Source organism: Streptococcus mitis (assembly GCF_003943905.1).
GTDB lineage: Bacteria > Bacillota > Bacilli > Lactobacillales > Streptococcaceae > Streptococcus > Streptococcus mitis_BC.
The window spans coordinates 120,178-136,820 of sequence record NZ_RJNS01000003.1 but is presented as its reverse complement, the minus strand read 5'-3'; the positions used below and the strand labels follow the sequence as shown (position 1 = coordinate 136,820).

The window sequence follows — 16,643 nt, the reverse complement described above, 5'->3', positions numbered from 1 at the left end:
GAATCGCATAGAAAGAGGACAAAATGGCAACATACGGATTTTTAGATGTTTTAGAGGAAGAATTGGAGAAGAACTTTCCCTTTGACTTTGAGATTAGTTGGGACAAACGCAATCATGCGGTTGAAGTGAGTTTTTTGTTGGAAGCGCAAAATGCTACAGGTGTGGAGATGGTGGATGAAGACGGAGAGGTGTCATCGGACGATATCCTATTTGAGGAAGCGGTGCTCTTTTACAATCCTGCTAAGTCAACAGTTAATGAGGAAGACTATTTGACAGTTATCCCTTATCTGCCGAAGAAAGGTTTTTCTCGCGAATTTTTAGCTTATTTTGTGCTATTCCTTAAAGATACTGCAGAGGTTGGGCTAGATGCCCTTATGGACTTTTTGGAAGACCCAGAAGCAGAGGAATTTGTCATGGAATGGAACCAAGAAGTCTTTGAAGAAGGAAAAGCTGGCTTGGAAGAAGGAGAGTTTTATCCTTATCCGAGGTATTAGAAACTAGCGAGGAAGTATATGAAGAAAATATATTACCAAAAAGATAAGACAAAGGTTGTTGCCATAGATACAAAAAAAATAACTACGCATTCTATATATGCAAAAGACTATATGGATGCACAACAAAAATTAAAAAATAAGCATGTACACTTATCAAATGGGATGGAAAGTCGTTTAAGTAAAATTTTTTCATCAAAAGAAACTAAATTTTCACGGATCAGTCAACTAAATGACTTAATTGGGCAATCATATGTAAAATTAGTAAATTTCTTAAAGAAAATTAGGGTAAAAGTACTTGGAATATTTGCGATTACGGGATTAGTAAATTATTTAACTTTAAGTTGGATGAAGACCAACATTTCTTATCTATCTCATATAAAAATTAATCATGCATCTAAAACTGATAATTTTATGAATTTACCGTTGATACTTACAATTTTTTGTATTCTATTTCTTTTGTTTCTTATCCCAAAGAAAAAATATAATGTTATATCAATGTTCGTTGCATTAGTTATAGATTTATTGTTCTTTTGGATAGATAAAGATTCATTTGTTAATTTTGACAGTAGTAGCTTTTATTTTTTGAAGATAGACAAGAGTGTGCTAGAAAATACTTGCTTCTTGGTCCTTCTATTGGTTACAGTTTTTGTAGTATCACTTATAGTATATGATACTTTTGAGGCAATTTATAAATGGTTAGTCGGAACAAATAAAAGTATTGAAGCTCCTAAACTATCACTTATATGGGCAATCGTTGCTTTTCTCTTAGGATTACTTTTAAAATAGAAATGATGGTGAATTTATGAACTACTTTGAAAATTATGTGGAAAATCCAGTGAAATTAGGAATTATATTTATAATTGAGATTTTTATGTCTTGGTGGATATATGCATTTAAGCATAGCCCAGAAATTATTAGTATAAAGCAACAAAGATTAGGAGCGCTTCGTGAAGCGTTTAAAATTGTGCAAGTAGATGGGTATTATTTTCATTTGTTTTTAGGATTATTTTGGGCAATATCCCTTATATTTCTTATTTTTTGGGGGATTAGAGAACGAAAATATATAGCCTCTTTGATTTATATTGTATTCTTAATTATTTTTTGGGGCATATTTTGGGATCCAATTGTCACTACTTTTTTAACTATTTTAATCGCGGGAGGACTAATCTTATTATCTATGGATTCATAAATAGTCGATTTAATTTATATAAATCTTGTATTTCATAAGTGTGTAAAAAATTATTATAGTTAGTCACAATTGATTATATGTTCTTATGAACTAAAGAATATTTTAACAACGCTATGTCATTTATCTTTGCAAAGTATTACTTTGAGAATGAAGAAAGTTCATTTAAGTATGTTAAAGAAGAAGTATTTGAAGAAGGAAAAGCAGGTTTGGAAGAGGGAGAATTTTATCCTTATCCTAGATACTAGGAGTTGGTTGGAGATTTTATGAAAAAATTTGGGACGTATTTGGTTTATGTGCTAGCTTTTGCCTTTATTATGCTAGCTTTTGCTTGTGGCACTATCGCATTTGCAGAGTTGGGGTATTCCGCAGTTTTAGCATTCACTTTTGGTTATTCCTTCGCTCTTCTAAGCATGTATTTAATCTTTATTCTTCATGAGTTGGGTCATGCTTTTTGTGGCTACTTGACAGGCTATCGGCTGGTGGCTTTTGGATTAGGACATTTTCTTTTGACCAAAAAGTCAGGCAGGTTTCATCTTAGTCGAACAGCCGTTCTGAAAAATGTTGGTGCTCAGTATATTGGTTTAAAGGAGGACGAAAGCGATCAAAGAATCATCTTGATGCTTTCAGGAGGTTTGCTGGTTCATCTCAGCTTGATCTTATTGGCGATATTGTTTGGATTTTTGACAAGAAGTTGGTATTTTGCTGGTACTTGGATTTTTCTTAATTTGTCTTTCTTCCTAAACAATGCTTTGCCAGTCGGGATCACCGATGGAGCGAAAATTTGGGAATTGCTACAACACCCTGAAAATACCAAATACGCTTACCTGGTGTTGAGGCATTCTGCCCAAACTTTGCTGGCTCCTCAAGAATATGATTTGAAAGACTTTATCATGCCTGTTCCTGAGGATGCAGGTGGGAGCTTTGCAGAAAGTATTCAAACTCTTCAGGGAGTGGTTTTCATATTGGATGGTCATTTGGAGGCAGCTAAAAAGCTATTTCAATCTTTACTAGAGAGAACAGAACACTCGCTGTCTGAAACTTTTTGCCAACTATACCTTCTTCAAATCGCCTTGCTAGAAGGAGATAATGAAAAAGCGGAGGAATATGCAAGTAATCGAGGAGTCAAATCCTTTTTATCTCTAAAAATGGCAGACATGCAGATGATTCAAGCCTGGTATCAATTTAAAGTTAAGAATGATGTAGCTCAAACTCGCAAGGGTATGAAAATTGCTAGACAGAAAATGAATAGCAGCCGAATGCTACGGGACGAGAAACGTTATTATGAAAACTGGTTAGCAGAGTTGGAAAAAGAATTATCCGAAGGAGTCTAATATGGAAATCGAAATTTCTGATTTTACAGGTTGCAAAATTGCCCTCTTTTGTGGTGATAGGATTTTAACTATCTTGCGGGATTGCAAGGAAAATATTCCGTGGCCAAATATGTGGGAACTGCCAGGTGGTGGCCGTGAAGGAGACGAAAGTCCTTTTGAGTGCGCAGCGCGTGAAGTTTTTGAGGAACTGGGGATTCATTTGTCTAAAGATTGCCTGCTTTGGGGTAAGGTTTATCCAAGTATGCTTTTTGCAGACAAACATTCCGTTTTTCTAGTTGGTCAGTTGACAAAGGCTCAGTTTAACAGTATTGTTTTTGGCGATGAAGGACAGGGCTACAAATTGATGAATATTGACGAATTTCTTGGCTCAGATAAGGTTGTGCCACAGTTGCAGGATAGGGTGAGGGATTATATGGAGGAAGAGTAACTACAAGATATGAGTAAATTAACATATAAGTCATATTCATGGGATAAAGAATTTGAAATCAAAGGTTATTTTTCTGATGATAAATCAAAAGTAGTTGATCATGAAGCAAATAGTGGAATTTTGACATACTCACCAAACGAAATTATATTAGAAATTTTTGGTGAATTTTCAAGTGATGACGAAATAATTACTAATTTTGGTCATCCTATAGATAAAATCTATGGATTTGACTCTCATGGAAAGTTATTGATATTAGAATCTTACGGTAGTCCGTTTGGAACAGATAATGCTCCAGGTTTTCCATTAAGAAAGTATAGAATTAAAAATTTTAAAATTTTTGATATTAATTATCAATTGTTCCCAAATAAGAATAATTTCAAAGACTTGATAGTTGAATTGATTGACGAATTGGAAGATACTAAAGTCCAGTATTACCAATTTTCTTTTGATCATCTAGCAGATTGGATTGATAAACCAATTATAAGTACGGAACGTGATTTCGAACAAAAAGATTTTAATATAGAGGTTAACATCTCTAATTATCCATCGACGGAAGTTTTGATAACATCAGAGGATTTGAAATTTAAAGATGTGCCTAGTTATATTTTTTCTTATGATGCACTTAGCGTAGAACCATCTTATAGAATTCACTTGTCTTCTCCTACAGATAGAAAGGTCTCTTTTCAGAAATGCTATGATACTTCAATACGGATTGAAGAATTAGTTGAGATGTTATCTGAAAAGCCTTTATCGTTTGAAACGATTGAATTTTTGTGTGAAAAACGTCAGGATAACAATTGGGCTATAATTAAAGGAAAATATTTTGTACAACATTCAAGAAAAAACATTAAATGGGATAAGCATGAACTACACAAAATTTCACTTAATAAACTAGGTGACAATTTTGAAGCTATTATAAATAATTGGTTCGATAAAAGTGAGCAATTAGAATTTATTGTTCGAAGTTTTACAGCCAATTTGCATGGGACTCCTTATCTTGAAGATAGTTTTATAGACTCCATTCGTAATTTAGAAGTATTTGCTAGAAATTTTCGAGGTGAACAACGAGCTGATATTTCTAAAGCAGAAGATATAAATAAACAAAGAGTTTTTGATTTTATTAATAAAAATATTGATGAGAGTTTTAAAAAAGTCTTTAGAAATAGGTTGAAATATCAGAGACAGGATAGTGACTTGAGAAAGAAATTACTGGATTTATTTTCTAATGTTCTTGGAAAAATAGGGAAGAATGAACTTACTGAGGCCTCCATTTCTAGTATTGTTAAAAAGTTGTATGACAGTCGTAACTACTATATTCATGGAGATGAGAAATCAAAATATAAAAATCTAGTGACAGATTTCAATGAAATGTATGAACTTCGTACATTGTGTCAAGAGGTATTACGTTTCTACATATTTCAGGAACTTGGATTAGAATATGATGAGGAGTACTAATAAAATGGAAACATGGCAAGAGTTAAAAGTTACAGTGAAGCGTGAGGGAGAGGAGCTGGTCTCCAATCTCTTGATTGAGCTGGGGGCGCAAGGTGTTGCGATTGAAGACAGCATGGACTATGTGGGGAATGTCGACCGTTTTGGTGAGATTTTCCCAGAGGTCGAGCAACATGAAGAAATCGTAGTGACCGCCTACTATCCTGATACGGTTGATGTAGCAGTGGTTGAGGCAGATTTGCAGGCTCGCCTGGCAGAATTAACTGATTTTATGGATCTAGGAGAGGTCAAGATGGGCACGACTGCCTTGGCTGAGGAAGACTGGGCAGACAACTGGAAGAAATACTATGAGCCAGCTCGCATCACTCACAACTTGACCATTGTGCCGTCCTGGACGGACTACGAGGCGACTGCGGGAGAAAAGATTATCAAGCTGGATCCTGGTATGGCTTTTGGGACTGGAACGCATCCAACGACCAAGATGAGCCTTTTCGCCTTGGAGCAGGTTCTTCGTGGCGGCGAAACGGTGCTTGATGTAGGAACTGGTTCAGGTGTTCTTTCTATTGCCAGCTCGCTTCTGGGTGCCAAGGAAATCTTCGCCTATGACCTGGATGATGTGGCGGTTCGTGTCGCTCAGGAAAATATCGAGCTCAACCCTGGCATGGAAAACATCCATGTTGCTACTGGAGATTTGCTCAAGGGTGTGGAGATTGAAGCAGATGTCATTGTGGCCAATATCTTGGCGGATATTCTCATTCATCTGACAGATGATGCTTATCGTTTGGTCAAGAACGAAGGCTACCTGATCATGAGTGGGATTATCAAGGACAAGTGGGACATGGTGCGCGAGTCAGCTGAGTCAGCTGGATTTTTCCTTGAAACCCACATGATTCAAGGGGAATGGAATGCCTGTGTCTTTAAGAAGACCAAGGATATTTCTGGTGTGATTGGAGGCTAGCATGCAGCAGTATTTTGTCAAAGGCAGTGCAATCTCTCCTGTAACTATCGAGGACAAGGAAACCATCAAGCATATGTTTCAGGTCATGCGGCTGAAAGAAGAGGATGAGGTGACCTTAGTCTTTGATGATGGCATCAAGCGCTTGGCGCGCGTGCTGGATGTGGAAGCATGTCAGTTTGAATTGGTCCAAGAATTAACTGACAATGTGGAACTGCCCGTTCAAGTCACCATCGCATCAGGCTTTCCCAAGGGAGACAAGCTGGAGTTTATCACTCAAAAAGTGACGGAACTAGGAGCTAGCCAAATCTGGGGCTTTCCTGCCGATTGGTCGGTTGCCAAGTGGGATGGCAAGAAATTGGGTAAAAAGATTGAAAAACTAGAAAAAATTGCCCTTGGAGCAGCAGAACAAAGCAAGCGTAATATCGTCCCAAGTATTCAGCTTTTCGAGAAAAAAGCAGATTTTCTAGCCCAGCTGGATCAGTTTGACTCTATCATAGTAGCCTATGAAGAATCAGCAAAAGAAGGAGAAGCTACTGCGCTCTTACAAGCAGTCACTGGTCTTGAAAAAGGAGCCAAATTGCTCTTTATCTTTGGCCCAGAAGGCGGTCTTTCACCTGCAGAAATTGAAAGTTTTGAAGCCGAAGGAGCCGTCTTAGCAGGACTTGGTCCAAGGATTCTTCGAGCGGAAACAGCCCCGCTTTACGTCTTATCTGCCCTTAGTGTTTTAGTAGAATTAGAAAAATAAGAGGAAGAAAATGGAACAAAAACACCGTTCAGAATTTCCTGAAAAGGAGCTTTGGGATTTAACTGCCCTATACCAAGACCGTGAGGATTTCTTGCGAGCAATCGAGAAGGCTCGCGAAGACATCAACCAATTTAGCCGTGACTACAAGGGTAATCTTCACACTTTTGAGGATTTTGAGAAGGCCTTTGCAGAATTGGAACAAATCTACATCCAGATGAGTCATATCGGCAATTACGCCTTTATGCCCCAGACGACAGACTATAGCAATGAAGAGTTTGCTAATATAGCTCAAGCTGGGATGGAATTTGAAACAGATGCCAGCGTAGCCTTGATCTTCTTTGACGATGCTCTGGTGGCAGCAGACGAGGAAGTCTTAGAACGTTTGGGTGAATTGCCACATTTGACGGCAGCCATTCGTCAGGCCAAAATCAAAAAAGCCCACTATCTAGGGGCTGATGTGGAAAAGGCCTTGACAAATCTGGGTGAAGTTTTCTACAGTCCACAGGATATCTATACTAAGATGCGAGCTGGGGACTTTGAAATGGCTGACTTTGAAGCCCATGGCAAGACCTACAAAAACGGCTTTGTGACCTATGAAAACTTCTACCAAAACCACGAGGACGCTGAGGTTCGTGAGCAATCCTTCCGTTCTTTCTCAGAGGGACTCCGTAAGCACCAAAATACTGCCGCGGCAGCCTATCTAGCCCAAGTCAAGTCTGAAAAATTGTTGGCAGATATGAAAGGTTATGACTCAGTATTCGACTATCTTCTGGCTGAGCAAGAAGTGAACCGTGCCATGTTTGACCGCCAGATTGACCTCATCATGAAGGATTTCGCGCCAGTCGCTCAGAAATACCTCAAGCATGTTGCCAAGGTAAATGGTCTTGAAAAGATGACTTTTGCAGACTGGAAATTGGACTTGGATAGCGCCCTGAATCCAGAGGTTAGCATTGATGATGCCTACGATCTAGTCATGAAGTCAGTAGAACCTTTGGGACAAGAATATTGTCAGGAAGTTGCTCGTTATCAAGAAGAGCGCTGGGTGGACTTTGCTGCCAATAGTGGCAAGGATTCTGGTGGTTATGCGGCGGATCCATATCGCGTGCACCCTTATGTCCTCATGAGCTGGACAGGCCGTTTGAGCGATGTCTATACCTTGATTCATGAAATCGGGCATTCTGGTCAATTCATCTTTTCTGACAATCATCAAAGCTACTTCAACGCCCACATGTCGACCTACTATGTCGAAGCGCCATCAACCTTCAATGAGTTGCTGTTAAGTGACTACTTGGAGCACCAGTCTGATGACCCACGTCAAAAACGCTTTGCCCTTGCCCACCGCTTGACAGATACCTACTTCCATAATTTTATCACCCACCTCTTGGAAGCAGCCTTCCAGCGTAAGGTTTATACACTGATTGAAGAAGGGGAGACCTTTGGAGCAAGCAAACTCAATAGCATTATGAAGGAAGTCTTGACAGACTTCTGGGGTGATGCCATTGAAATTGACGACGATGCGGCACTCACTTGGATGCGACAGGCTCACTACTACATGGGCTTGTATAGTTACACTTACTCTGCTGGTCTTGTTATCTCGACTGCGGGTTACCTTCATCTGAAACATTCAGAGACTGGAGCTGAAGACTGGCTCAATCTCCTCAAATCAGGTGGTAGCAAGACACCGCTTGAGTCAGCCATGATTATTGGAGCCGATATCTCGACGGACAAACCACTCCGTGATACCATCCAATTCTTGTCTGACACAGTTGATCAGATTATTGCCTATAGTGCTGAGTTGGGAGAGTAAAGATTGGACAGAGTTTTAGGAGAATAATATGAATAGAATCAAAGAATGGCTAGAGCAAGATTCCCAAAGGATGCTCTTTATCAAAATTGGTCTAGTTTTGTTGGGAATCATTTTATTGATTGCTTTGCCTACTCTCTATCTTGTTTTGAGTGGAGTTGGTATTTGGTATTTTGTAAAGAAAGCACCAGATATTCGAAAAAGAAATTTAATGATAGGGCTTTTCATTGTCAGTTTTGTTGCAGTTGCTCTTCAAACTCCCACAGTCACAAAGAAAACTTCATCTTCTCAATCAGAAACTAAGCAGACTGCGACATCTACTACTTCGACAGCTTCAACCACGGATACTTCATCAAGTATAGAGGAAGCAAAACGAATCGAAGAAGAGAAAAAAACTAAAGAAAAAGCAGAAGAAGAGAGAATTGCCAAAGAAAAAGCTGCAAAGGAGTTGCAAGAAAAAGGTGAAACCTTAGTCAAACAATTGGAAGAAAGTCAAGATGCGAGTCAATTGAAGTCTGCTAAAGAGACAGTTAATCAGATTGAAAATAATGATAAAAAGACAGAGTTGCTTGATAGAATAGGTGCAGTTGAGTCATTAATTTCTCAAAAAGAAGAAGAAAAAAGAATTGAACGTGAAGCTGAAACCAAAGCTCAACAGCAAGATAGAATTGTCTATGTTGCAAACCATGGGAATGCGAAAGTTTATTGGTATAATAAAGATAGAATGCCTTCAAGAACGAATAAAGCCAACGTTGTTGAGATGACAGAAGCAGATGCGATTGCAGCAGGAAAAACTCCATCAAAAACAGAATAAGATAGAAAGCCATCTGTGGATGGCTTTTTGATAAGCTACTAGAAATGCAGAGGTACCAGAAGATGTATCAAGAATTACAAAGGAAAGTGAGAGAAGAAAAACCAAGCTATAGCCGAGAAGAAATTCAGTGGTTGCTTGAGCATTTGGGAGATCCTTCTTCAGAAATTCGTGATGACCTTGTTTTTACAAGTTTAGCTAGAGGTATTCAAGAAGAGTTGTTTACCCTTGAGCAGTTTCAGTTTATCGCAGAAGAATTCTCATCTGATGAAGGTCTATACAAAGAGATGGATAGTAGAGGAGTTTCAACTCTTAAACGTTCTTTTAGGGCACTTATTTATGCCAATCTACTGTCCTGCGATGGTACTAAGGAGTCGCTTTATTACCAGCAGTTGTCTTCTCCTATCAGGGCTACCATGCTAAATCAAGGCTTGCACTATCTTTCAAAAGAAAAGGATACAACTGGTTTTTCAAGTCAGTATGGTTGGATTCACGCTTTTGCGCATGGTGGTGATCTCTTGACGGAAGTTATATGCCATCCTAGTTTTCCAAAGTCAGATATAGCCGAAGCATTTGAGATCATTGGGAAAATCTTTAAACGTGTTGAGATTCGTTTTACAAATGATGAAGATTGGCGGTTAGCCAGAGCGTTTTATGAACCAATCTTACGAGGGAAAATCGAACCGTCTCTATTCACTGCTTGGCTGCAAACAGTCAAATTTCCCCTGAAAGAAGCAAATGATTTCCATAAATTTTCCAACTTCAGATCCTGTCTGTTGGAAGTCTATATCCAACTTGACCAGAGGAATAGTTTGCAAAATGACTTGAAAGAAGCCATTCAATCCTTTCAGTACTAAGGATAAGAGAGTCGTTTCATGATTTTCAATGAACTTTCCAGTCAATTTTCTTGAAACCCTTTCCTTCTTTTGATAGACTGGTACATAGTTTTGAAAAAAAGGAGACTTATCATGAAAAAATTTGTGGCTGAACTAATCGGTACGTTTATGCTTGTGTTTATCGGAACAGGAGCTGTTGTTTTTGGAAATGGTCTTGATGGCCTTGGTCACCTAGGAATTGCTTTTGCCTTTGGTTTGGCAATCGTGGTTGCGGCCTACTCAATCGGAACTGTTTCGGGTGCTCACTTGAACCCAGCTGTTTCGATCGCTATGTTTGTAAACAAACGTTTGTCATCTTCAGAACTTGTAAACTACATCCTTGGACAAGTAGTTGGAGCTTTCCTTGCGTCAGCTGCAGTATTCCTCCTCTTGTCTAACTCAGGTATGTCAACTGCAAGTCTTGGTGAAAATGCCTTGGCAAACGGTGTCACTGTCTTTGGTGGATTCTTGTTTGAAGTCATCGCAACTTTCTTGTTTGTCCTAGTTATCATGACTGTAACATCAGCAAGCAAAGGCAATGGCGCAATCGCTGGTTTGGTGATTGGTTTGTCATTGATGGCCATGATCCTTGTGGGATTGAACATTACTGGACTTTCAGTTAACCCAGCTCGTAGCTTGGCTCCAGCTGTCTTGGTAGGTGGCGCAGCCCTTCAACAAGTATGGATTTTCATCCTTGCCCCAATCGTTGGTGGTATTCTTGCAGCTCTTGTTGCGAAAAACTTTCTTGGAACAGAAGAATAATTGAAACTCAAAAAGCCTTGCTCCTCATCTTGAGGAACAGGGCTTTTTCGTATCTGTTTATACTCAATGAAAATCAAAGAGCAAACTAGGAAGCTAGCCGCAGGTTGCTCAAAGCACTGCTTTGAGGTTGTAGATAGAACTGACGAAGTCAGTAACATACCTACGGCAAGGCGACATTGACGTGGTTTGAAGAGATTTTCGAAGAGTATTAGCGGTTGTCAATTTTCTCTGGGTAGAGGTCATGTTGGAAGAGGCGTTGTTCTGCCAAACCTTCATACTTGGTTCCAGGCCTACCGTAGTTGTAATAGGGGTCGATTGAAATACCACCGCGCGGAGTGAATTTTCCCCAGATTTCTAAATAGCGAGGGTCTAGCAAGTTGACCAAGTCTTTCCCGATGGTGTTGATACAGTTTTCGTGAAAATCCCCATGATTTCGGTAGCTAAAGAGGTAGAGTTTGAGGGATTTTGACTCGACACAGAGCTTGTCAGGAATGTAGGAAATATAAATCGTCGCAAAATCTGGCTGAGCAGTGATTGGGCACAGGGAGGTAAATTCAGGACAGTTGAATTTAATAAAATAGTCATTTTCCACATGACGATTGTCAAAAGACTCGAGGACTTCTGGTTGATACTCGAAAATGTAGTTGGTTTCTTTGTTGCCCAGTAGGCTTAGATTTTTCATTTCTTCTTGTTGTGACATGATTTTTTCTTTCTAATTTTAAACACCACGTTGGTTGTCGTAGAGGAGGGTATGGAGTTGGGGAAGGACGCGGACCTTGCCCCAGCTATCGTCAGCAGCGACGCGTTCCCAGAGTTCTTTGAGGCGGTCTAGTTGGTCTTGGACAATATTGCCTGTAGCCTTGGGCTCAGGATTTCCTGCTGATAAGAAGAGAACATCTGGTTGGTAGCGTTCTTGAATCCCTTTAGCAAAGGCCAAATCGGCATCATCAAAGACAGGAATTTTAAAGGTGACCTTGTCTGGATCCAATTGGGAAACGATAAAGTCCAAGGTCTCAAAGTTGACTTCCATCTTGGATGAAGGAGGTTTGGGACTCAGAGTGACTTGGTCGATATCTTTTAACCAATTTTGCCAGCGGGAGCCTTGGGTCTCAACAGCTAGAGTGACACCACGTTCCTTGAGCTTGGTGACGAGTTGAGCCATGTTGGTTGCTAGGATAGCAGGATTTCCGCCAGATAGGGTGACGTAGTCGTAGCTTCCCAGTTTATCCAACTCAGCAATGACCTCGTCAGCTGTCATGCGAGTAGGCTTCTCAGAACCATCCCAAGTAAAGGCAGAGTCGCACCAGTCGCAATGGTAGTCGCAACCAGCAGTGCGGACAAACATGGTTTTCTGCCCAATAGCACGACCTTCACCTTGAAAGGTTGGGCCGAAAATTTCCAGAACAGGTAGTTTGAGGACACGTTCCCTAGTCATCTAACCACTCCCGTCTAAACTCTGCAAAGGCAGTTGGAGTCTCATAGAGACAAACGTATTCCAAACGGAGACCGCGTTCGTCTGGCAACTCTTGACTCATGGTTTGGAAAATCCAGTAAACCATGTTTTCAGCAGTCGTGTTCATATAGGGTAGAGTTTCGTTGAGATAGCGATGATCCAAGTGGGGCTCCAAGTAGTCCTTGTAGATACCTTTGATGTCTCCAAAGTCATAGGTCATGCCCCGTTCATCTAAAAATCCACTAACAGCAATCTGCAGATGATAAGTGTGGCCGTGCAGGGATTTGCATTTTCCCTCATAGTGAAAGAGGTGGTGGGCAGCGTCAAAAGCAAACTCTTTTGAAACTAAGGTTCTGTGAGGATTGTAGACAAGAGACTCTCCAGTTTCCTGTTTGATTTCTTTAGGTGCAAAAAACATCAGCCAACTCCTTTCTGTGAGAGATAAACATCTAGGCCATGTTGACGTAGGTGGCAGGCTGGACAATCACCGCAGCCACTTCCGATAATCCCATTGTAGCAGGTCAAGGTTTTTTCACGAACGTAGTCAAAGGCACCGAGTTGGTCGGCTAATTCCCAAGTTTCAGCCTTGTCTAGCCACATGAGAGGTGTTTGGATAACAAAGTCATAATCCATGGCAAGGTTGAGGGTGACATTAAGGGATTTGACAAAGACATCTCGACAGTCAGGGTAGCCTGAAAAATCTGTCTCGCAGACACCTGTCACGATATCATTAATACCTCGTTGCTTGGCAAGAACTGCTGCAAAGGACAGAAAGAGGTGGTTGCGACCGTCAACGAAGGTATTGGGAACCTCTCCCTCTTTTTGCCCGATTTCCATATCAGAGGTCAAGGCATTTTCAGTGATTTGCCCCAGTAGAGACATATCTAAGATGTGATGACGAATACCTTGTTCCTTAGCGATTTCTCTAGCAACTTGAATTTCGAGATGATGGCGTTGGCCGTAGGCAAAGGTGACGGCTTCGACTGTTTCATAGTGTTCTTTAGCCCAAAAGAGGCAGGTTGTGGAATCTTGACCGCCGCTAAAGACGACCAAGGCTGATTGACGTTTCATAGTACTCCTTCCAAAGTGGGAAATGTTCAGAGCACGCAAAAAGCTCCCTTGAGGGGAGCTAAAAAATACCAAGTAGAGGTTTTTTTTAGCGATGGCATGTCCCAAACATCGTAATATTCTACCTACAGTCTAGCATATTTTTTGAAAAATGGCAAAGGGCAAGAAAAAAAGAGACCAAATAAAGTACTTGGTCTCTCGTGTGATTAGCTCAATTCAGCAACGATGGCCTTGATTTGTTCTGCTGTGTGCACTCCAGCAACCTGTTTCACAACTTGGCCGTCTTTTTTGAAGAGAAGGGTTGGGATAGACATGATTCCAAAAGCACGAGCTGTGTTTGGGTTTTCATCTACGTCCATTTTAACGATTTTCAAGACATCTTCTGAAAGTTCTTCAGACAATTTATCCAAAATCGGTCCTTGCATACGACATGGACCACACCAAGTTGCCCAGAAATCTACCAAGACCAAACCGTCTTTTGTTTCTTGTTCAAATGTTGCATCTGTAATTGCTTTTGCCATTGTATTTCTCCTTTTTTAGTTATATTGGCTTAAATCTTGTTTCATGAGATAGAAGAAGACATCCCCATAAGTCCCATGGTAGTCCAAATCATGCCCATTATAGGTTAATTTTTGAACTGGGTAATAGTCTGCAACGCCGATGAGGCAGGCTTGTTGAGAGCGTTCAAAGTCTTCATAAGACTCGAAAGTCATGGTTCTCTCTTGCTTGCTGGTATCTAGATAGGTAATTTCGATCATATAAACCTCCTTTATTCGATCTTGACTTTATTGTACTCCTTGAAAAGAGGAATGTCAAGAAAAATGATTGCGCACGCAACTTTTTTAAAAAATCTGATTAAGAAATGAAGTCAAGACTGGTTTCCAGTCTTTCCTCGACGGTTTTTTGCAGGTAAGATAGAGCTGTTTGTCCCTCATCAGTCAGGCAGATAAAACTAGCCCGTCTATCCTGATCGCAACATCGGCGACTAAGCAAACCACAGTTTTTCTCTTCTAGTCGAGCTACCATTCGAGAAACAGCGCTTGGGCTGAGATGGANTTTATCTGGCAGGTCAATTTGTCGTAGAGATTTTTCTTGGGCTAGATTCAGATAGTATAGCAGATAAAACTCTTTCAAGTTCAGCCTTTGTTCACTCTGCTGGGCAATAGTTTCTTCCAACAAGGCTTCTATTTCCTTTTGACGGCGGTTGTAGTCAAACCATTTTTCCAAATAGGTCATTGCTTTCTCCTTTCTTTTCAAAGTAAAAATCACAAAGTCATTACTGATTGTCTTTGTAACACAAGATGATTGCGCATGCAATGATTATACTACTTTTAGCTAATCCTTGCAAGAAAGAAAAATTTCGATATTTCCTTGAAATTTTCTGAAAAAAGAGTAAACTGGTATGCAAGAATTCTATTTCAAGGAGTTTGAGATGAAGTTATATGTTCAATTAATGATTCTTTTTGTGATTTCTCTAATCGGTGAGGGAATCTCCAGTTTCTTTCATCTGCCTATCCCAGGCAGTATTATCGGTTTGATTATTCTATTTCTAGCTTTACAGTTCAAGTGGCTAAGGACCAGGCATGTCAATATGGTGGGGAATTTTCTGCTGGCTAATATGACCATTCTCTTTTTGCCACCAGCAGTGGGAATCATGGAAAAGTTTGATGTGATTGCCCCCTATCTCTTGCCCATTGTCTTGATTGTCTTTTTTGCGGCTGTCATCAACATTATCCTCATCGCCCTAGTGGTTCAGTTCATCAAGAGACGTTTTGAGGGAGATTATGAGAAAGGAGATGCCAAATGAGTGAATTTGTATCCAATCCTCTGTTTGGGATTGCATTATCTATCCTAGCTTATCTAGTGGGAATGCTGATTTACAGACGTTTTCCCCATCCTTTGACAACACCTTTGCTTTTGTCAGCAATTTTTATTATCATCCTTCTTAAGGCGACGGGTATTTCTTACCAAGATTACTACCAAGGCGGGGTTTATCTGAATAACTTGATAGTCCCATCGACAGTGGCTCTAGGGATTCCGCTTTATAAGAGTTTTCACTTGATGAAGCACCATGCTCGGAGTATTCTCTTTGGTAGTCTGCTAGCAGTAGTTGTCAATACTAGCTTCACTGCCATAGTGGCGAAAATCTTTGGCATGGACTTTTTCCTAGCCATTTCTCTCTTTCCCAAGTCAGTGACAACCGCCATGGCAGTGGGAATCACAGAAAAATTGCAGGGTTTGACGACTGTGACCTTGGTTGTCGTAGTGGCAACTGGGATTTTAACTAGTGTTATTGGACCAACCCTTTTGAAGTGGTTGAAAATTGATGATCCGGTAGCAGTCGGGCTTTCCCTTGGAGGAACAGGCCACGCAGTCGGAACGGGAACCGCCTTTCGATACGGCTCTGTAGCAGGCGCCATGGGTGGCTTGGCTATCGGTGTCACCGGTATTCTCTATGTCTTTGTTAGTCCCATTATAGCCAGTTTGATATTGAGTTAAAGCAAAACCCAGCTTTCTAGCTGGGCATTTTTTATTGCAAGTTAACCTTATTTTTTAAGATATAGTAGGTTCCGAGGTAGTAGATAATTGCTAGAATGAAATCTTTGAGGATATCAACGCTAATTAGGAGGTTAAAATCATAATCCATTCGGAAGAAGATAGAAATATAGCCAATAACGATGTTAAGCACGATATAGGCTAAAATTCCCATAGCGGTACGATACTCGTTAAATAGTTGACCAATTGAGATACAAAGGTAAATAGATAAAATCCAAGTAATTGAACCCACCAGAAGAGAGAGGGCGTAGAGCCAACCGTAACCGAGATAAGGAGAGATAAATCGATAGAGGAGTGGCAAATCTTTCACTACAGGGGTGAGTGAGAAGATAATAATGATACTCAAGATAAATACAATATAGCTTATGATTGACCAAATGAGAGCACCTAGTAATTTGGCGGTGATGATCTGGTGTTCAGAGACGGGCAGAGTCAATGTAAGATAGCCCTGACGATCGTAGACACTTCCCTTGAAGCGTCGAACGATTAGAAAAATCGTCGCAATCCAGAGAGTAACGCTGAGCCCACCAAAAACTAAGATCAGAAAGCCTAACAGATAGTAGGGATCATTACCATAGCTAGTGTAGGTCTGACTAATACCAGAAATGGATGCACCAATCAAAACCGAAATTGCAAGCACAGCACCGTAGAGAGCTAGATACCATTTGTTAACATTTTTAAATTCATAACGAACTAAATTCCAAAACATAATAATCTC

General features: G+C 40.2%; 22 protein-coding genes and 1 pseudogene. 15 read left to right on the top strand and 8 right to left on the bottom strand.

The features are described from left to right. Positions 1–23 precede the first annotated feature (23 nt). The 13 genes and pseudogenes from D8854_RS06525 (at position 24) to D8854_RS06465 (ending at position 10,848) form a co-directional block, all read left to right on the top strand. Positions 24–494, top strand: coding sequence for a DUF3013 family protein (locus tag D8854_RS06525; protein ID WP_125450270.1), 471 nt, complete (start codon positions 24–26; stop codon positions 492–494). 18 nt (positions 495–512) lie between these two features. Beyond that, positions 513–1,280 carry a hypothetical protein gene (locus D8854_RS06520; RefSeq protein ID WP_125450269.1) on the top strand — a complete coding sequence of 256 codons (768 nt, stop codon included), beginning with the start codon at positions 513–515 and terminating at the stop codon, positions 1,278–1,280. A 16-nt stretch (positions 1,281–1,296) separates the two neighbouring features. After that, complete coding sequence (locus D8854_RS06515) at positions 1,297–1,683, top strand: hypothetical protein (protein ID WP_125450268.1); 387 nt, start codon at positions 1,297–1,299, stop codon at positions 1,681–1,683. A 176-nt stretch (positions 1,684–1,859) separates the two neighbouring features. Then, positions 1,860–1,928: pseudogene (locus D8854_RS10000) on the top strand (DUF3013 domain-containing protein); the annotation flags it as partial. Positions 1,929–1,946: 18 nt separating this feature from the next. After that, positions 1,947–3,014 carry a site-2 protease family protein gene (locus tag D8854_RS06505; RefSeq protein WP_185768073.1) on the top strand — a complete coding sequence of 356 codons (1,068 nt, stop codon included), beginning with the start codon at positions 1,947–1,949 and terminating at the stop codon, positions 3,012–3,014. Between the two features lies 1 nt (position 3,015). After that, positions 3,016–3,441: an NUDIX hydrolase gene (locus D8854_RS06500; protein ID WP_125450266.1), complete on the top strand. Its 426-nt coding sequence runs from the start codon at positions 3,016–3,018 to the stop codon at positions 3,439–3,441. A 9-nt stretch (positions 3,442–3,450) separates the two neighbouring features. Further along, a complete protein-coding gene (locus D8854_RS06495) occupies positions 3,451–4,896 on the top strand; it encodes a HEPN domain-containing protein (protein WP_125450265.1) in 1,446 nt (481 codons plus the stop codon). Positions 4,897–4,900: 4 nt separating this feature from the next. After that, positions 4,901–5,851 (top strand): 50S ribosomal protein L11 methyltransferase, encoded by a 951-nt coding sequence (gene prmA / locus D8854_RS06490; RefSeq protein WP_125450264.1) that lies wholly within the window; start codon positions 4,901–4,903, stop codon positions 5,849–5,851. A gap of 1 nt (position 5,852) precedes the next feature. Continuing rightward, positions 5,853–6,596, top strand: coding sequence for a 16S rRNA (uracil(1498)-N(3))-methyltransferase (locus tag D8854_RS06485; protein WP_045592518.1), 744 nt, complete (start codon positions 5,853–5,855; stop codon positions 6,594–6,596). A gap of 10 nt (positions 6,597–6,606) precedes the next feature. Next, positions 6,607–8,403 (top strand): oligoendopeptidase F, encoded by a 1,797-nt coding sequence (pepF, locus tag D8854_RS06480; protein WP_125450263.1) that lies wholly within the window; start codon positions 6,607–6,609, stop codon positions 8,401–8,403. Positions 8,404–8,431: 28 nt separating this feature from the next. Next, a complete protein-coding gene (locus D8854_RS06475; protein WP_125450262.1) occupies positions 8,432–9,214 on the top strand; it encodes a deoxyribonuclease in 783 nt (260 codons plus the stop codon). Between the two features lie 62 nt (positions 9,215–9,276). After that, entirely contained in the window at positions 9,277–10,068 is a 792-nt protein-coding gene (locus D8854_RS06470; protein WP_125450261.1) for a DUF2785 domain-containing protein, read from the top strand. A 111-nt stretch (positions 10,069–10,179) separates the two neighbouring features. Next, entirely contained in the window at positions 10,180–10,848 is a 669-nt protein-coding gene (locus tag D8854_RS06465; RefSeq protein WP_125450260.1) for an MIP/aquaporin family protein, read from the top strand. A 208-nt stretch (positions 10,849–11,056) separates the two neighbouring features. Here D8854_RS06465 and queF read toward each other — a convergent pair whose 3' ends face one another. The 7 genes from queF to D8854_RS06430 all read right to left on the bottom strand — a co-directional run bounded on the left by queF (position 11,057) and on the right by D8854_RS06430 (position 14,605). Next, positions 11,057–11,548, bottom strand: a complete 492-nt coding sequence (gene queF / locus D8854_RS06460; RefSeq protein ID WP_125450259.1) for a preQ(1) synthase — start codon at positions 11,546–11,548, stop codon at positions 11,057–11,059. An 18-nt stretch (positions 11,549–11,566) separates the two neighbouring features. Then, positions 11,567–12,283, bottom strand: a complete 717-nt coding sequence (gene queE, locus D8854_RS06455) for a 7-carboxy-7-deazaguanine synthase QueE (protein WP_125450258.1) — start codon at positions 12,281–12,283, stop codon at positions 11,567–11,569. Further along, positions 12,276–12,719: a 6-carboxytetrahydropterin synthase QueD gene (gene queD / locus D8854_RS06450; protein WP_125450257.1), complete on the bottom strand. Its 444-nt coding sequence runs from the start codon at positions 12,717–12,719 to the stop codon at positions 12,276–12,278. The genes queE and queD overlap by 8 nt, the downstream gene beginning before the upstream one ends. Next, complete coding sequence (queC, locus tag D8854_RS06445) at positions 12,719–13,372, bottom strand: 7-cyano-7-deazaguanine synthase QueC (RefSeq protein WP_125450256.1); 654 nt, start codon at positions 13,370–13,372, stop codon at positions 12,719–12,721. Before queC ends, queD begins: the two co-directional genes overlap by 1 nt. Before the next feature lie 203 nt (positions 13,373–13,575). Continuing rightward, a complete protein-coding gene (gene trxA, locus D8854_RS06440) occupies positions 13,576–13,890 on the bottom strand; it encodes a thioredoxin (protein ID WP_001029581.1) in 315 nt (104 codons plus the stop codon). Between the two features lie 15 nt (positions 13,891–13,905). Then, complete coding sequence (locus D8854_RS06435) at positions 13,906–14,127, bottom strand: DUF4649 family protein (protein WP_000570266.1); 222 nt, start codon at positions 14,125–14,127, stop codon at positions 13,906–13,908. 97 nt (positions 14,128–14,224) lie between these two features. Next, positions 14,225–14,605: a MarR family winged helix-turn-helix transcriptional regulator gene (locus tag D8854_RS06430; RefSeq protein ID WP_125450255.1), complete on the bottom strand. Its 381-nt coding sequence runs from the start codon at positions 14,603–14,605 to the stop codon at positions 14,225–14,227. A 196-nt stretch (positions 14,606–14,801) separates the two neighbouring features. Between D8854_RS06430 and D8854_RS06425 the strand changes: the two genes are divergently transcribed. Beyond that, positions 14,802–15,176: a CidA/LrgA family protein gene (locus D8854_RS06425; protein WP_000781325.1), complete on the top strand. Its 375-nt coding sequence runs from the start codon at positions 14,802–14,804 to the stop codon at positions 15,174–15,176. After that, complete coding sequence (locus tag D8854_RS06420) at positions 15,173–15,868, top strand: LrgB family protein (RefSeq protein ID WP_084946300.1); 696 nt, start codon at positions 15,173–15,175, stop codon at positions 15,866–15,868. The genes D8854_RS06425 and D8854_RS06420 overlap by 4 nt, the downstream gene beginning before the upstream one ends. 31 nt (positions 15,869–15,899) lie before the next feature. Here the strand turns inward: D8854_RS06420 and D8854_RS06415 are convergent, their stop codons facing one another. Further along, positions 15,900–16,634, bottom strand: a complete 735-nt coding sequence (locus D8854_RS06415; RefSeq protein ID WP_000498778.1) for a hypothetical protein — start codon at positions 16,632–16,634, stop codon at positions 15,900–15,902. Positions 16,635–16,643: the final 9 nt, after the last annotated feature.

Excerpts from the sequence above, each read along its gene's own strand:
- D8854_RS06525 (WP_125450270.1), top strand. The coding sequence starts at position 24 with ATGGCAACATACGGATTTTTAGATGTTTTAGAGGAAGAATTGGAGAAG.
- D8854_RS06520 (WP_125450269.1), top strand. The coding sequence starts at position 513 with ATGAAGAAAATATATTACCAAAAAGATAAGACAAAGGTTGTTGCCATA.
- D8854_RS06515 (WP_125450268.1), top strand. The coding sequence starts at position 1,297 with ATGAACTACTTTGAAAATTATGTGGAAAATCCAGTGAAATTAGGAATT.
- D8854_RS06505 (WP_185768073.1), top strand. The coding sequence starts at position 1,947 with ATGAAAAAATTTGGGACGTATTTGGTTTATGTGCTAGCTTTTGCCTTT.
- D8854_RS06500 (WP_125450266.1), top strand. The coding sequence starts at position 3,016 with ATGGAAATCGAAATTTCTGATTTTACAGGTTGCAAAATTGCCCTCTTT.
- D8854_RS06495 (WP_125450265.1), top strand. The coding sequence starts at position 3,451 with ATGAGTAAATTAACATATAAGTCATATTCATGGGATAAAGAATTTGAA.
- prmA (WP_125450264.1), top strand. The coding sequence starts at position 4,901 with ATGGAAACATGGCAAGAGTTAAAAGTTACAGTGAAGCGTGAGGGAGAG.
- D8854_RS06485 (WP_045592518.1), top strand. The coding sequence starts at position 5,853 with ATGCAGCAGTATTTTGTCAAAGGCAGTGCAATCTCTCCTGTAACTATC.
- pepF (WP_125450263.1), top strand. The coding sequence starts at position 6,607 with ATGGAACAAAAACACCGTTCAGAATTTCCTGAAAAGGAGCTTTGGGAT.
- D8854_RS06475 (WP_125450262.1), top strand. The coding sequence starts at position 8,432 with ATGAATAGAATCAAAGAATGGCTAGAGCAAGATTCCCAAAGGATGCTC.
- D8854_RS06470 (WP_125450261.1), top strand. The coding sequence starts at position 9,277 with ATGTATCAAGAATTACAAAGGAAAGTGAGAGAAGAAAAACCAAGCTAT.
- D8854_RS06465 (WP_125450260.1), top strand. The coding sequence starts at position 10,180 with ATGAAAAAATTTGTGGCTGAACTAATCGGTACGTTTATGCTTGTGTTT.
- queF (WP_125450259.1), bottom strand. The coding sequence starts at position 11,548 with ATGTCACAACAAGAAGAAATGAAAAATCTAAGCCTACTGGGCAACAAA.
- queE (WP_125450258.1), bottom strand. The coding sequence starts at position 12,283 with ATGACTAGGGAACGTGTCCTCAAACTACCTGTTCTGGAAATTTTCGGC.
- queD (WP_125450257.1), bottom strand. The coding sequence starts at position 12,719 with ATGTTTTTTGCACCTAAAGAAATCAAACAGGAAACTGGAGAGTCTCTT.
- queC (WP_125450256.1), bottom strand. The coding sequence starts at position 13,372 with ATGAAACGTCAATCAGCCTTGGTCGTCTTTAGCGGCGGTCAAGATTCC.
- trxA (WP_001029581.1), bottom strand. The coding sequence starts at position 13,890 with ATGGCAAAAGCAATTACAGATGCAACATTTGAACAAGAAACAAAAGAC.
- D8854_RS06435 (WP_000570266.1), bottom strand. The coding sequence starts at position 14,127 with ATGATCGAAATTACCTATCTAGATACCAGCAAGCAAGAGAGAACCATG.
- D8854_RS06425 (WP_000781325.1), top strand. The coding sequence starts at position 14,802 with ATGAAGTTATATGTTCAATTAATGATTCTTTTTGTGATTTCTCTAATC.
- D8854_RS06420 (WP_084946300.1), top strand. The coding sequence starts at position 15,173 with ATGAGTGAATTTGTATCCAATCCTCTGTTTGGGATTGCATTATCTATC.
- D8854_RS06415 (WP_000498778.1), bottom strand. The coding sequence starts at position 16,634 with ATGTTTTGGAATTTAGTTCGTTATGAATTTAAAAATGTTAACAAATGG.